General features: G+C 65.1%; 16 protein-coding genes. 7 read left to right on the top strand and 9 right to left on the bottom strand.

The genetic code is table 11. From position 1 onward, the window contains the following. Positions 1 to 354, bottom strand: a complete 354-nt coding sequence (locus E7V67_009765) for a hypothetical protein (GenBank protein ID WUR15364.1) — start codon at positions 352 to 354, stop codon at positions 1 to 3. Between the two features lie 327 nt (positions 355 to 681). Between E7V67_009765 and E7V67_009760 the strand changes: the two genes are divergently transcribed. The 6 genes from E7V67_009760 to E7V67_009735 all read left to right on the top strand — a co-directional run bounded on the left by E7V67_009760 (position 682) and on the right by E7V67_009735 (position 9,560). Continuing rightward, entirely contained in the window at positions 682 to 1,374 is a 693-nt protein-coding gene (locus E7V67_009760) for a hypothetical protein (GenBank protein ID WUR15363.1), read from the top strand. 75 nt (positions 1,375 to 1,449) lie between these two features. Then, on the top strand, positions 1,450 to 2,736 hold the full coding sequence (locus tag E7V67_009755) for a TolC family protein (GenBank protein ID WUR15362.1): 1,287 nt from the start codon (positions 1,450 to 1,452) through the stop codon (positions 2,734 to 2,736). After that, positions 2,733 to 4,235, top strand: a complete 1,503-nt coding sequence (locus tag E7V67_009750; GenBank protein ID WUR15361.1) for an efflux RND transporter periplasmic adaptor subunit — start codon at positions 2,733 to 2,735, stop codon at positions 4,233 to 4,235. Before E7V67_009755 ends, E7V67_009750 begins: the two co-directional genes overlap by 4 nt. After that, positions 4,232 to 7,399 carry an efflux RND transporter permease subunit gene (locus tag E7V67_009745; GenBank protein ID WUR15360.1) on the top strand — a complete coding sequence of 1,056 codons (3,168 nt, stop codon included), beginning with the start codon at positions 4,232 to 4,234 and terminating at the stop codon, positions 7,397 to 7,399. Before E7V67_009750 ends, E7V67_009745 begins: the two co-directional genes overlap by 4 nt. 98 nt (positions 7,400 to 7,497) lie before the next feature. Then, positions 7,498 to 8,169, top strand: coding sequence for a heavy metal response regulator transcription factor (locus tag E7V67_009740; protein ID WUR15359.1), 672 nt, complete (start codon positions 7,498 to 7,500; stop codon positions 8,167 to 8,169). Next, positions 8,166 to 9,560, top strand: coding sequence for a heavy metal sensor histidine kinase (locus E7V67_009735; GenBank protein ID WUR15358.1), 1,395 nt, complete (start codon positions 8,166 to 8,168; stop codon positions 9,558 to 9,560). The genes E7V67_009740 and E7V67_009735 overlap by 4 nt, the downstream gene beginning before the upstream one ends. Before the next feature lie 114 nt (positions 9,561 to 9,674). Here E7V67_009735 and E7V67_009730 read toward each other — a convergent pair whose 3' ends face one another. The 3 genes from E7V67_009730 to E7V67_009720 all read right to left on the bottom strand — a co-directional run bounded on the left by E7V67_009730 (position 9,675) and on the right by E7V67_009720 (position 10,997). Then, entirely contained in the window at positions 9,675 to 10,016 is a 342-nt protein-coding gene (locus tag E7V67_009730) for a DUF305 domain-containing protein (GenBank protein WUR15357.1), read from the bottom strand. A 187-nt stretch (positions 10,017 to 10,203) separates the two neighbouring features. Then, complete coding sequence (locus E7V67_009725) at positions 10,204 to 10,536, bottom strand: four-helix bundle copper-binding protein (GenBank protein ID WUR16256.1); 333 nt, start codon at positions 10,534 to 10,536, stop codon at positions 10,204 to 10,206. A 101-nt stretch (positions 10,537 to 10,637) separates the two neighbouring features. Next, positions 10,638 to 10,997: a hypothetical protein gene (locus E7V67_009720; protein ID WUR15356.1), complete on the bottom strand. Its 360-nt coding sequence runs from the start codon at positions 10,995 to 10,997 to the stop codon at positions 10,638 to 10,640. A 184-nt stretch (positions 10,998 to 11,181) separates the two neighbouring features. Between E7V67_009720 and E7V67_009715 the strand changes: the two genes are divergently transcribed. Beyond that, positions 11,182 to 11,616 carry a hypothetical protein gene (locus E7V67_009715; protein ID WUR15355.1) on the top strand — a complete coding sequence of 145 codons (435 nt, stop codon included), beginning with the start codon at positions 11,182 to 11,184 and terminating at the stop codon, positions 11,614 to 11,616. Between the two features lie 100 nt (positions 11,617 to 11,716). On the opposite strand, the gene E7V67_009710 is transcribed toward E7V67_009715, so the two are convergent. From E7V67_009710 to E7V67_009690, 5 genes are all read right to left on the bottom strand, one after another. Next, positions 11,717 to 12,229 carry a MerR family transcriptional regulator gene (locus E7V67_009710; protein ID WUR15354.1) on the bottom strand — a complete coding sequence of 171 codons (513 nt, stop codon included), beginning with the start codon at positions 12,227 to 12,229 and terminating at the stop codon, positions 11,717 to 11,719. Positions 12,230 to 12,370: 141 nt separating this feature from the next. After that, the gene (locus E7V67_009705; GenBank protein WUR15353.1) at positions 12,371 to 12,568 is read right to left on the bottom strand and encodes a heavy-metal-associated domain-containing protein; all 198 of its coding nucleotides are present in this window, start codon (positions 12,566 to 12,568) and stop codon (positions 12,371 to 12,373) included. A gap of 156 nt (positions 12,569 to 12,724) precedes the next feature. Next, positions 12,725 to 13,225 (bottom strand): Cu(I)-responsive transcriptional regulator, encoded by a 501-nt coding sequence (cueR, locus tag E7V67_009700; GenBank protein ID WUR16255.1) that lies wholly within the window; start codon positions 13,223 to 13,225, stop codon positions 12,725 to 12,727. Then, entirely contained in the window at positions 13,212 to 14,297 is a 1,086-nt protein-coding gene (locus tag E7V67_009695) for a 2Fe-2S iron-sulfur cluster-binding protein (protein WUR15352.1), read from the bottom strand. Before E7V67_009695 ends, cueR begins: the two co-directional genes overlap by 14 nt. Continuing rightward, the gene (locus E7V67_009690) at positions 14,294 to 14,569 is read right to left on the bottom strand and encodes a glutaredoxin family protein (protein WUR15351.1); all 276 of its coding nucleotides are present in this window, start codon (positions 14,567 to 14,569) and stop codon (positions 14,294 to 14,296) included. Before E7V67_009690 ends, E7V67_009695 begins: the two co-directional genes overlap by 4 nt. Positions 14,570 to 14,571 lie beyond the last annotated feature (2 nt).

Below are 14,571 nucleotides of genomic sequence, written 5' to 3'. Positions count from 1 at the left end.
TCATTGTCCTTTCATCGGCATCTGGTGCCCCTGGTGCCCCTGGTGGCCCGCGTGGCCGGCATGACCAGCGTTGTCGGTGCCTTTCTTTGCCGCAGCTGGAGCGGGCGACGGCGGCCCCTGATCGGCGGCTGCCGTGCTGTCACCGGCAACAATGCGGTTGGCCTGCAACCAGAGCTTGTCCGGCGAAGCGGACGGCACGTCGGCGGGACGGACTCCGGCAAATGCGGAGCGGTAAACGGGCGGTGCGACCGCGACCCTGGCATCCGCAGCATCGGCCATTGCAGGGGCAGATTGCGCGAAAGCGAACAGGGGCGCGCCCGCGGCTGCCAGCAGCAGCATGCGGAAACGGTTCATGTGAGTTCCAATAGATGATCAGTGCCTTGTGGAAGGCACAACAACAGCGGGCGCGAAGCCCACGACGTCAGTGGAAGATCAGAGGACGCGCCGCGGCGGGCGCTCGGGTGTGGCAGGGATGAAGGCCACTATTGCCGGCTCGGCGGCAATGGCCACAGGCATAACAAACGTAAAGGGTCGGTCCGGTGCGTGCACGGTCACGGGAACGGTTGCGCCGACGCAGCAGCTGCCGCAGTGGCTGCTGTGCCCATGCGCCTTCACCGTCGCGCTGTCGCCGGTGTCGTGACAGGACTGCGCGGACGCGTGGGCTGCCTGCTCCATGCCGGCATGCTTGCCATGAAGGGGCATCACATGGCGGTCGGCGACTGCCGCGCCACGGGATGCATGGGCGCTATCGTATGGCATAAGCGCGACCGCTCCGCCTTGCAAAGGCAGCAGCGCAATCAACAGCCACAACAGGTAACGGACAAATCCAGGCATAGGGTCGTATGGTACGCAGGTCGGAAATACCTTGCAAGCGTGCATGACCTTACACCTTCCCACAGAGGGAAGGTCAACAGTTTTTTTTCCGCAAGCGCACCCCGCAGGGCTACGCCTTCGGAACTACTATCGCACGGCGGCACTATTCACTACACTAATGAGATGCGCCGTGTCTTTCCCTTGCTGTTCCGCCATATTGCCCTGCTGCTGCTCGTGACCGTCACGAACGCGGCACTGGCAATGGCCGCCTACGTCTGCCCCGAGCAGGCGATGCCAAGGGCCGCCCTGCAAATGGCGGAAGGCACCCCTTGCCCTGAAATGGATCGGGAAAAGCCGGTGCACTGCGCCGAACACAAAGCTGCTACAAAAGCCACGGTGGAACATGCCGCCAGCCCGGCCCTCGCCATGCTGTCGATCGGTTTCGTGATTCCAAGTCCAAGGCCGCGCGTTCCCACGATGCTTGACGTTCCCTCAACGCGCCTGCTACCGGAAGCCGGTGCCGATCCGCCATATCTGGCAACCCTGCGTCTGCGCATCTGACACCTCCCCCACTCGTATTGCCGGCTGGCCCTTGCGGTCCTTGGCCGGTGCTCATCCATTCTCGTTGGGGGTCGTATGTTATTGAAAAATTTGCCGTATGCACCGCGGGTGCTTGCGGTTGCCCTGGCGTTCGCGCCACTCCTGGCCGTTGCCGCGCAGCCCGGTCTCACATTCGAAGAAGCGCTGCGCCTCGCCGGCCAAGCCTCGGCGACGAACCGCGCCGCGCAAGCGTCGGTCGATGCGAGCATCCAGGCGGCGGCGCGTGCCGCGCAGTTACCGGATCCCATGCTCAAGCTGGGAATCGAAAACCTGCCAGTGTCAGGTCCGGACCGCTGGCGCACGTCGGCCGACTTCATGACGATGCGTCGCATCGGCATCGAACAGCAGTGGATCTCATCCGACAAACGCCAGGCCAGGGCCGCCCGTGCGGGCAAGGCCATGGACATGGAGCAGGCGGCGCGCTCGCAGAACGCGGCAACGGTGCGCGAGGAAGCCGGCAAGGCGTGGTTCGCGGTGTTGTATGCGCAACGCGCGGCTGAACTGTACCGGCAATTGGCCCGCGAGATGGCCGAGGATCTGGCCGGCACCGAAGCTGCTCACCGGGGTGCGAAGGCGAACGCTGTCGAGGTATTGCAGACCCGCCTGACACTGGTCCAGGCCCGCGACGATGTGTCCAGGGCCGAGCAGGAGCAGCGCTCCGCGGCCGTGCGGCTGTCCCGCTGGCTGCGCAGGCCGGTCGATGTCGTTGACGACGTGGTGCCAGCGTTGACGGTCACGGTGGCCGATGTCGAGCCGGCAGGGCTGGAACGCTCCCGGCCATCCGTCCTGGCAGCCCGTCGTGCGATTGCCCTGGCCGACGCCGACACCGCCGTGGCCACGCGCGAGCGTCATCCGGACTGGTCCTTCGAAGCGGGCTTCAGCCAGCGCGGCAGCCAGTACGGCAACATGGTTTCGTTTGGCGTCACGATCCCGCTGCCCGTGAACCGCGCGCAGCGGCAGGACCGCGACGTGGCGGAGAAGTCGGCGCAGGGAACGCGGGCCCGGCTGCTGTACGAAGACACCGTTTTTGACCAGCAGACGCAGGTCCAGGTCCTGCGGGCGGAGCTAGACAACCTGACCGGGCGGATCGCTCGCCTGAACGGCGAGCTGCTGCCCGCGGCGAAGGCGCAGGTCGAGCTGGCCATTGCCGCTTACCGCGCCGCCAGTGGCCCCCTCGCCGCCATTTTCCAGGCGCGCCGCGCGCTGCTGGAGAAGCGGCTGCAGATCAATGGTCTCGAGCAGCAGGCCGCGTTGACCTGGGCTGCGTTGGAACTTCCCGCGCTCGCACCTGCTGCAGGCAACGGTGAAGGAGCGACGCAATGAATCGCAAGATCCTGACCACGCTGATTCTGCTTCTGGCAGGCGCCACACTGTCCGGCGGCGGCTACTGGGTAGGCACGCGTCATGGCGCCGGCCAAGCCGCCTCCGGCAACGGCGCTGCGACTCACGCCGGAACGGAGCGCAAGGTGCTGTATTGGCACGACCCCATGGTGCCGGGCACGCGCTTCGACAAGCCGGGCAAGAGCCCGTTCATGGACATGCAGCTCGTTCCCGTCTACGCCGACGAGGCGGGTGCCGGGAGCGGCGTCACCATCGCCCCTGCCTTGCGGCAGAACCTGGGCATTCGTTTCGCCACCGTGCGCCGCGCCGCCCTCGCCGATACGCTCGACCTGGTCGGCACCACGCAGTTCGACGAGCGCCGTGCCGAAGTCGTGCAAACCCGCGTCACTGGCTATATCGAGCGCCTGCATACCCGTGCGCCGCTGCAGCGCGTGCGGCGCGGCGATGCGGTCGCCACGCTGTTCGTGCCGGACTGGCTGGCCCCGCAGGAGGAATACCTGGCCCTGCGGCGCTCTGGCGACCAGTCGCTGGCCAGCGCGGCCCGGGAGCGGATGCGTGCCTTGTCGATTCCCGACGCGCTGGTGGCCAGCGCGGAACGCAGCGGCAAGCCGCAAAGCCGCGTCGAGCTGGCGGCACCTGCCACGGGCGTGGTCTCCGAGCTGGCGGTACGCGAAGGCGCGATGGTGACGCCGGGTGTGACGATCGCCAAGATCAGCGGCATGGACAAGCTGTGGTTGCTCGCGGAAGTGCCCGAATCCCTCCTGGCCTCGGTCCGTTCCGGCATGGCGGTGACGGCAACGCCACAAGGCGACCCGGCACGCCGTTATACGGGGCGGGTCAGCGAGATCCTTCCCGGTGTCAGCGGTGCAACGCGCACGGCTCAGGCGCGTCTGGAACTGGACAACGGCGACGGGATGCTCGTGCCGGGTCAACTGATGCGGGTCCAGCTGGCGGCAGCAGAGAATGCGCAGCGCCTGGTTGTCCCGGCCGAGGCGGTGATCAGCAGCGGCAAGCGTTCCGTGGTCCTGGTCGCGGCCACCGAGAACAGCATCCAGCCCGTCGTCGTCACGACGGGACGCGTGTTCGGTGACGACATCGAGATCGTCAGTGGACTATCCGAGGGACAGAAAGTCATCGCATCCGGCCAGTTCCTGATTGACTCGGAAGCGAACCTCCGGTCCGTGTTACCGAAGCTCGGGACCGCTCCGGCACCGGCGGAGCCAGCGCCCGGGAAAAAAGCCGGCCCCGCATCGCTGCATGGCGTCGGTGTCGTGGAACAGGTGAGCAAGGAAGCGCTGACGCTGTCGCACCAGCCAATCCCTGCATTGGACTGGCCGGCGATGACGATGGACTTCATGAAGCCCGATCCTGGCGCCTTCCCCGGCATCAAGGCAGGGCAGCGCGTGGACTTCACGTTCCACCAGAGCGAGGACGGCTACGTGCTCGACACCGTGACCCCGGCTGCGGGAGCGGCCAAATGATCGCCCGCATCATCCGTGCCTCGATCGCGCACCGTGTGTGGGTGCTGCTCGCGGCAGCCTTCTTGGCTGGCTGGGGCGTGCTGTCGCTACGACAAACGCCAGTGGACGCGCTGCCCGACCTGTCGGATACGCAGGTCATCATCCGCGCCCAGTACCCCGGCAAGGCGCCGCAGCTGGTCGAGGACCAGGTCACTTATCCGCTGACAACCGCCCTGCTCTCGGTGCCGGGGGCGAAAACCGTGCGCGGCTATTCGTTCTTCGGCGATGCCTTCGTCTACGTACTGTTCGACGACGCGACGGACCTGTACTGGGCCCGCTCGCGCGTCACCGAAGCGATCGGCCAGGTGCAGGGCCGTCTGCCTGCCGGGGTGCGCGCGGAACTTGGGCCGGACGGCACGGGCGTCGGCTGGGTCTACGAGTATGCGCTGGTGGACCGCACGGGCAGCCACGATCTGGGTCAGCTGCGCGCCCTGCACGACTGGTTCCTGAAGTTCGAGCTGAAAACGGTGCCGGACGTGGCCGAGGTGGCCAGCATCGGCGGCATGGTGCGCCAGTACCAGGTCGTGCTCGACCCGGCGCGCCTGCGCGCGTTCGGCATGTCGCATGCCCGGGTGCTAGAAGCGCTGGCCAGGGCGAACCAGGAATCGGGTGGCGGCGTGGTGGAAATGGCGGAAACCGAATTCATGGTGCGTTCGCACGGCTACCTGCGCTCGCTCGACGATTTCAATCACGTCGTGCTGAGCGCGTCGGAAAACGGCACGCCCGTGCTGCTGCGCGATGTCGCCACGGTGCGGATCGGCCCCGAGATGCGGCGGGGCATCGCGGAACTGAATGGCGAGGGCGAGGTGGCCGGCGGTGTGATCGTGATGCGCTCCGGGAAGAACGCGCTGGAGACGATCCGCGCGGTCAAGGCCAAGATGGAGTCCCTGAAGGCCTCACTGCCCAAGGGTGTCGAGATCGTGACCACCTATGACCGATCCACGCTGATCGGCGCATCGGTCGCCAACCTGCGCAACAAGCTGGTCGAGGAGTTCGTCGTCGTCGCGATCGTCTGCGCCGTGTTCCTGTTTCACCTGCGTAGCGCACTTGTTGCCATCGTCTCGCTGCCGCTGGGCGTGCTGGCCGCCTTCATCGTGATGCGCTATCAGGGCGTCAACGCCAACATCATGTCGCTCGGCGGCATCGCGATTGCCGTGGGCGCCGCGACGGACGCCGCCCTGGTCCTGATCGAAAATGCCCACAAGCACCTGGAGGCCTACGCGCACGCCCATCCGGACGAGCCGGTATCGGGTTCGCGCCGCTGGGAGATCATGTCCGCCTCGGCGACCGAGGTGGGGCCGGCGTTGTTCTTTTCGCTGCTGATCGTCACGCTCTCGTTCATTCCCGTGTTCGGGCTCGAAGCGCAGGAAGGCAAGCTGTTCTCGCCTCTTGCGTATACCAAGACCTACACGCTGGCCGCTGCCGCGGCCCTGGCCATCACCCTGGTACCCGTGCTGATGGGTTACCTGATCCGCGGCCGCATCCCGGGCGAAGCCGCCAATCCCATCAATCGCGTGCTGGTGCGGGCGTATCGACCCTTGCTCGAGACGGCATTGCGCCATCCTCGCCTGACGCTGGGCATCGCCGCCCTGGCCCTTGCCCTGACCGCGATTCCCATTTCCCGCCTCGGCGGTGAGTTCCTGCCGCCGTTGAACGAAGGCGACCTGCTGTATATGCCATCCGCACTGCCGGGGCTGTCGGCTTCGAAGGCTTCGGAGTTGCTGCAGCAAACCGACCGTCTGATCAAGACCGTGCCGGAAGTGGCCACCGTGTTCGGCAAAGCCGGCCGGGCCGAATCGGCCACCGATCCGGCGCCGCTCGAGATGTTCGAGACGACGATCCAGTTCAAGCCGCGCGAAGAGTGGCGTGCCGGGATGACGCCGGCCAGGCTGGTCGAGGAACTCGATCGCGTCGTCAAGGTGCCTGGCCTGTCGAACGTATGGGTGCCGCCGATCCGCAATCGCATCGACATGCTGTCCACCGGCATCAAGACGCCCGTCGGCATCAAGGTGTCGGGCCCGCGGCTGGACGAGATCGACCGGATTGCGGCACAGATCGAAGCCGCCGTGAAACCGGTGACCGGGGTGACCTCGGCGCTGGCCGAGCGCCTTGCCGGTGGCCGCTATATCGACGTGGACATCGACCGGGCCAGCGCGGCGCGCTATGGCCTCGCGATCGCCGACGTGCAGTCGGTCATCGCATCGAGCATCGGTGGCGAGAACGTGGGCGAAGTGATCGATGGCCGCCAGCGCTTCCCGATCAGCGTGCGTTACCCGCGCGATTACCGCGACTCCGTCCAGGCGCTGCGCGAACTGCCGGTGGTCACCGGGACAGGTGCGCAGATCCGTCTTGCCGATGTCGCTCGGGTCACGGTCGCCGACGGGCCGCCGATGATCCGCAGCGAAAACGCCCGGCCGTCCGGCTGGGTGTATGTAGACGTGCGTGGCACGGACTTGGCCAGCGCGGTGCGCGCCATGCAGCGGCAGGTCGCGCAGCAGGTGAAACTGCCGCCGGGTTACGCGATCGGCTGGTCCGGGCAGTTCGAATACCTCGAGCGCGCCACGGCCAAGCTCAAGACGGTCGTGCCGCTGACACTGCTCGTCATCTTCATGCTCCTGTACTTCGCCTTCCGCTCGACCGCCGAGGCCGCGCTGCTGATGCTGACGGTGCCGTTCGCGCTGATCGGCGGCTTCTGGTTCATCTGGCTGCTGGGCCATGCGGTATCGGTGGCGACGGCAGTGGGCTTCATAGCACTCGCCGGTGTCGCGGCGGAGTTCGGCGTGGTGATGATGGTGTACTTGCGCAATGCCCTCGACGCCCGCCTGGCCGCCGGCCACGTACTGTCGCGCGAGCTGATCGCCGAGGCGATACGTGAAGGCGCCGTACAGCGAGTGCGACCGAAAGCCATGACGGTGGCGGTGATTCTCGCCGGCCTTCTGCCGATGCTGTTTGGCGAAGGCGCCGGCAGCGAAGCGATCGCACGCATCGCCGCGCCAATGGTTGGTGGCATGATCACGGCACCGCTGCTGTCGCTGTTCGTGCTGCCCGCGGCATGGGAAATGCTGCAGGTCGCGAAACTCGAACGCGCACGCCGGCGCGCGGTGGCGCATCGCGTGTCTCCCTAGGGGCCCTGAACAGATCGCGCGGGCGCTGCCTGTAACACCGCGGCGCTAGAATGAGCCGCCGCCGGCGCGACGCCGGCGGCCATTACATGAGGAATACAATGCGATTACTGGTCATTGAAGACGAACAGAAGGCTGGCGAGTACATCCAGAAAGGCCTGACGGAGTCGGGTTTCGTGGTGGACCTGGCGCGGACCGGCCCGGATGGACTGCATGCCGCCACGACCGGCCATTACGACCTGATCCTCCTGGACGTGATGCTGCCCGACATGGATGGGTGGCAGGTAGTCACCGAACTGAGGCGCAAGGTCGAAACGCCCGTGCTGTTCCTGACCGCGCGTGACGCACTCAACGACCGGATCAAGGGACTCGAGCTGGGTGCGGACGACTACCTGGTGAAACCGTTCGCCTTCGCCGAGCTGCTCGTCCGCGTACGGACCCTACTGCGCCGCGGCCCAATGCGCGAGCTGGACGTCATCCGCATCGCCGACCTGGAAATCGACGTGCCCAAGCGCCGGGTCAGCCGTGGCAGCACGCGCATTGACCTGACGGCAAAGGAATTTGCGCTATTGCACCTGCTGGCCAAGCGCGCTGGCGAAGTGCTGTCCCGTCCCCTGATCGCTTCGCAGGTTTGGGACATGAATTTCGACAGCGACACCAACGTCGTCGACGTGGCCGTGCGAAGGCTACGCGCGAAGATCGACGATCCCTACAACCAAAAGCTCATCCATACGATCCGCAGCATGGGATACGTACTGGAAGCGCGCGGATGAGCGTTCGTTGCATCTCACTCACACTGCGACTCAGCGCCCTGGTGGCCATGGTGGCGTTTGCCGTGTTTTCCGCCGTGGGCATCTACCTGTATCGCTCGCTGGCTGGACAGCTGCAGGAGCGGGATGACGCGGACCTGGTCGAACGCGCAGAGCTGATGCGCCACTTCCTCGATGAGACGTCGAGCACGGCCGAGATACGCCGCGATCCGCACCGTTTCCTCGACGCGGCAAGCCTGGACGGCGATGTACTTCTGGTCATGCAAGCGCCTGGTGGCGCGGTGCTGGCTGCCAATGCGGAACGCCGCGCCATTGCACCTCATGTCGTACCGCTCAGTCGTCCGCCAGTGCAAGCCGATGTGAATGGAGCAGCAGAGCAGTCCACCCGGTTGCGGGTCCTCGCGGTGCTGGGACGCACCGCTAGCGGCGAAGAGGTGCGTGTCACGCTGGCACGCATCGCGGCGGACCGCTCGGCTTTGCTGGCCACCTATCGCTGGCGGGTGCTCGGCGCGGCGCTGCTCGGTGCGGCCATCACCGCCCTGCTCGGCGCCCTGCTGATACGTCGCGGTCTGGCACGCGTGACTGCCCTGGCAGAACAAGCCCGTCACGTCTCGGCGCAGAACCTGCGCGTGCGGCTGGATGCGGCGGCGGCGCCGATGGAACTGCGTGTGCTGGCCGACAGTTTCAACGAAGTACTGGACCGTCTCGAGGCGAGTTTCGACAATCTGTCGCAGTTCGCAGACGACCTGGCGCATGACATGCGTACCCCGCTCAACAACCTGATGGTGCAGACCGAGGTGATGCTGTCCCAAGCGCGGCCCGTGGAGGACTACCAGACCCTGCTCCACTCGAACCATGAAGAATTTGGCCGGCTGGCGCGGATGGTCGAGAGCATGCTGTTCCTCGCCCGCGCCGACCATGACGAGGTCGCGCTGTCGCTGGCGCGGCTCGATCTATACCAGGAGCTCACGCGCATTGCCGAATATTTCGAGGGCCCCGCCCTCGATGCCGGCGTGCAGATCGAGGTGAGCGCCGTCGGTATGGTGGTCGCCGACGCCCATCTGCTGCGCCGGGCAGTGAGCAACCTGGTATCGAATGCGCTGCGCTACACGCCGCGGGGCAATACCGTACGCCTCGACGCAGGAGACGAGAGCGAGTGGATCACGATCAGCGTCACCAACCCTGGGCGAGGTATTGCTCCCGAACACATCGACCGGCTGTTCGACCGCTTCTATCGCGCCGACCCATCACGTTCGAGTGCATCCGGAACGTCTGGCCTCGGCCTGGCGATCGTCAAGTCGATCATGACCTTGCAACGGGGGCGCGTTGCAGTGACGAGCGGGCTTGATGGGGAAACCCGGTTTTGCCTGCTGTTCCCAAGGCGGCAAGTGTAGGGTGAGGAGATACGCACTGGCATCTTGCCCGCCTCCCGACCAGGGTCCGGTGACGCACGCGCCGATACGCGCCTTTATCAACGGCACGCCAACAGGTCTGTAACGACCGGCCGCTTACCTGGATTGCTCCTTACGCTTGGCGATCCACGCGTCGAGCTTGGCGATTTCCTTGGTCTGGGCGTCAACGATCTTCTGTGCCATCTCGCGCATCTGCTTGTCCTTGCCGTTCTGGAGTTCGGTCTTGGCCATGTCGATCCCCGCCTGGTGGTGCGAGCGCATCATTGTCGCGAAGTCCAGGTCCGCGTCACCCGTCATCTGCATGCCTGCCGTGCCATGCCCGCTGTGTCCGGACATGTCGTGCGACTGCTGCTGCGCCTGCTGCGCAAATGCCGGTGCAACCCCAAGAACCAGGGCGATGCCGCAGGCGGCGGCTTGTTTCATCAGCTTGTTCATCATGTACCCCTTCATTAAGAATGGTGGCCGACCGTCGCACGGGCGCACGCGACCGTGCAAGCTACGCAGCGATAAGCGTGCCTACGGTTGCCGAATCGTCTGCTTTCTTCGTTAGGAAAAATCCCGGCGTGAGCGCCGCATACGGCGCGACGGCGAAATATGCGGCTCCATGCCGGGACGGGTCAACACATCAGGCGGCGGCCATCCGAGCGCACGCGTCGGCACAACGGCGGCATGCCTCGGCGCACCGCTGGCAATGATCCATCGAGTGCTTGCCGCATTCTTCCGCGCACGCCCGGCAAATATCGGCGCACACACGGCACAACGCGGCGGCAAACTGGCTGCCGCGTGCCATCAGTGCCGCGCTCAAGCGGCACACCTGTGCGCAGTCCATATTGAGCGCGATGCAACGCGCCATCTCGCTCGCGTGCCCTTCCTGCAGGCAGGCTGCCGCGCAGTTGTCGCAGGCGTCAGCACAGGCGTTGCAGGCGTCGATACAATCTTGGAATTGCTGGTGCATGATTCTTCTCCTTGAATTGTTTGCAAAATACGGTAGCACCACCGCCGTGCGAGGCGGATCACGCGGCAAGGCAGTCGATGCCTGGCGGCAGCGCAGTCAGCGGTTCAGGCGAAGAAGAGTTTGGGTGGGCGTTCGAGCCGATCGCGCGTGCGGCTGCTGTGACGTGCCTGGCTGCGGGATTCGACACGCTCGATATTGAGGACGATCGTCAGGGCGACGACATGCCGTTGCAGGGCCGGCGCAGGCGCGCAACAGAGCGAGCAGTGGGAACAGCGTTCTCCAACGGGCGCCCGATGCTTGGCCAGTGCCGTATCCCCGGCTCGCGTCATATTTCGATGCTGCTCGCACTCGGACGCAGCGTCGTCACCAGCTGGCCAGCAGCAGGCCAACCGCGTCGCACTCGCGTTCAGCGGAAGGATGGCGATCAGCAACCACAATATGAAGGTGGAGAACGTCCGTTTCATGCCTTTTAGACTAGCATTGGAAAGAGCGGCGCTGCCACACCGTTCGCCCGGGAAAGACATGGTGACGCCGGAACGGTTCTGCTTCGGTCGGCCCGAATATGTGCCCTTCGCAGCTTAATCTTCTGTTGGATTGTCAGTACAATGCATGACGCTTTGCTCAACAATTACCGTCCGGGAGATACCAATGCTACTGCTCGCTGCACTGACCACCATCGCCGTGGCCGTGACGGCCAATGACGAGTTCCACGTGCCGGCAACGGAACGGGCCCGGTACGAAGCTGTTTGTTACCAACGTCCGATCACGCTGATCGAGCAGAGCGGTGTGCTGACGCTGACGGCCGGCGGCAGCAGTGTCGACATTTCCGCTACCGCGTTCGCCCGAAGCTACGCCAGCGGGAGTTTCGTAGGCCGCTTCGTGGCTGCTTGCCGCAAGGATGGCGAATCGTTCGCCTACCGCTTCGTCGGTGTCGAAGTACCGAAGGAGGGTGCGATTCTGCCGGTGGAGGGATCGGTGACGATCGACCGCAAGCTGCAAGTGGTACAGGACATGCCGATCGCCCGAATCGATTGGCAGCCCTTTGAGTTCAATAAACGGCGCAACGAACATTTCGCCAAATGAGGATGCCGCCGGCCGCAACCGCAGTCGCCCCAGGCGCAACCGGGCGACCGAGCCGTCACCGCACACCATGGGGAGACGATGCGCCGCGGTTGCGCCGAGGCTATTGACAGCTGCTTGCAGCGTCCTCTGCGAGCACAGCCTTGGATCCACCAAGCGCCGTGAACGCTTCCAGGATCGGACACGACGGCTGCTGCTCGACAGGAAGCGAACTCTGGAGGCGCTCGACGAGCGCTTCGACGATGCGGGAAGGCGCCTCGGGTGCGAGCGGTTCGCGGCGACGACCCAGGTCGGGGGTGCCGGACGCAATGCTGTCGGCCTGCAGCGCCTGCCACTGGCGCAGCAGCTTGGCGCTTTCATTCATGCCGAAGCCCAGCACGTGCGCCTGCCGGATGAATCGCAGGATGCTGACGTCCTCTTCCGTGAAGGCGAGCCATGAGACGTCGGCGTTCGCCGGGCACGACAGCAGCCCGCGCATCGCGCAATGACGTACCAGCCGTTCGGAAACGCCGGCGCGCGAGGTTACCTCGTTAATCCCCATATCCGCTGTGACCTGGAAGTGTGCCGCCGCAGCCGAGTTCCCCCTCGCCACGGCTACTTGATTACTGTGACTCATGTCCATCTCTCCGTATTGCATGAATGCGACGCAGGAGGCGTCCGCAAATGAAGGTCCGCTCTAGCGACCTAGGCGATTCGCAATCGCAGTCGGACCCGACGCCGATTCCATGCGCATCAGCTTCTCTTGTATAAATCAGCGCTAAGCGATGCGTGCCGGGTACCCTGCCTCGCTGAGCACGGCGAGGAAGGCGCTTTCCTCCGCCCCACTGTCGACCCGGACCTCGCGTTTGGATGGGTCGGTTTCGATCCGCGCCTTCGGGTCGACGCTCATCAGCGCTTTGGTAACGGACTTGGCGCAGCCGCCGCAGGTCATGTTTTCAACGTTGAAACGCATCATTTTCTTCTCCTGGTTGGTTAGGGTGTCGCACCACTATGGCGTCTGACACTGTGGCAAGGTCAAGCGGTTTTGATCGGTCGGATCGACGGCGCGTGCAGCACCACAGGTGCCGAAGGCCGCACGAACTCACGAACGTCAGCGAACAGCGCAGCCAGCTCACGAGTGCGTCGCAATAGCGGCACGCTCGCGCGACGAAGCCGGCGTATCGAGTCCGAAGCGGGGGGCCTTGTGCGCCGCCGGCGAACAGGATTCCGCCCTGACGACCGGCGACGGTTCGGCCAGATCCGAAAGAATGGGACACTCCGGGCGATCGTTGCCGTGACAGTGTTCGGCCAGGTGCCCCAGCGTCTGCACCATCGCCTGCAGTTCAGCGATCTTCGCCTCCAGTGCGGCGACATGCGACAGCGCCATGGTCTTGACGTCGGCACTGGCACGATCGCGGTCGCGCCACAGTGCCAAAAGGGCGGCAATCTGCTCGACCGAAAAGCCGAGGTCGCGCGCGCGACGGATGAAGCGCAGACTCTGCACTTCAGAGGCCGTGTAATGCCGGTACCCGGCCCCGGAACGGGGCGCGCGAGGCATCAGGCCGATTTGTTCGTAGTATCGGATCATCTTTGCCGAGACGCCGGATGCTTTCGCAGCTTCACCGATGTTCATCATTCCCTCCTCCCAAGAGTTCGGTTTGATATGACTTGAATACCGGGGCGTACCCGGGTGCGGATGTGGTGCCAGGCGTGAAGAACACGTCGGCGTGGAGGTCGTCGGGACGTAACCCGCGTGCCATGCATATCAGCATCGCTGCCTCGACCATCATTGGCGGGCCGGCGACGTACGCTTTCCAGCCGTCGAGATCCTGCAGATCCGACGCGACCGCATCCGTGACAAATCCGCCGCGCCGATACGTCCCCACAGGTGCATCGGTCAGCACGGGCGTGTACGTCAGGTTGGGATGCCGCTGCGCCAGGCGCTCGAAATGGTCGACCAGGTAAAGATCGCGTTCTCCACGTGCGCCGAAATAAATATGAATCGGTTGCCGCATGCCATTCGCGATCGCCGCCTCGACAATCGCCTTGATCGGCGCCAGCCCCGAGCCGCCGGCGACGCACAGAATCGGCCCGGTGTGCTGCTCACGCAGGTAAGCAGCGCCAAATGGTCCCTCGAGCGAGACCGGATCGCCAACGTCCAGCAGCGCATGCACATGGCCGGACGTTTCTCCGTCCGGCACTCTTCGGATGTGAAATTCCAATTCCCGTCCGCCGGGTGCGTTCGCCATCGAATAATCGCGCGTTGGGACCCGTGGGAAGGTGAGCCGTACGTACTGCCCGGCCGTGAAAGCTAGCGGCTCGGTCCCTTCGGTGACCAACCTGACCACCTTGATGTCGTGCGTAACGCTCTCGATCGCCCTCACCCGGCACGCCAGCCGGCGGCGCGGGTGGGATGGCGCGTCGTCGCCGTCCCCAAGCCAGGCGACGGCCGCATCCGTTACCAGGGTGGCCCGGCAGGCGAGAATCAGGCCGTGCGCCTTCTCCTCACCCGACAGCGCGAAGCGACTATGCTCGAGCAGTTCGACCGCGCCGCTGACCAGACGTGATTTGCAGGAGCCGCAGCGCCCGGAGCGGCATCCATGTGGATAGTCGATCCCTTGGCCGAGCGCCGCGTCCAGGATGGTAACTCCCTCCGGAACGGCGATGGTGCGCCCGGCCTGCCGAATCTCGACCCGCTTCGTCATGATTCCCTCTCAGGCGGCTGGAGACAGGCCGAGCGCCGCAACCGAGACTGTTGCGAGTGGAACGGACCGTAGAACACCGCCCCCTCGACGATGCTGATCGGCGCGACGCGCACGCCGGTGCGTGCTTTCGCCTCCGCCATGATGTCGGGATCGGAAATATCGCGTTCGGCGAAAGCGACGCCTTCTCGCGTGAGCCACTGCTTCAGCATGCGGCAATCGGGACAACCCGGTGACGTGTAGATCGTTGTCGGGCGATGAGATACATGTGCCATCT

The organism is [Empedobacter] haloabium (genome assembly GCA_008011715.2).
Taxonomy (GTDB): Bacteria; Pseudomonadota; Gammaproteobacteria; order Burkholderiales; family Burkholderiaceae_D; genus Rugamonas; species Rugamonas haloabia.
The sequence above is the reverse complement of the archived record's forward strand: the minus strand, read 5'-3'. Positions and strand labels throughout refer to the sequence as shown.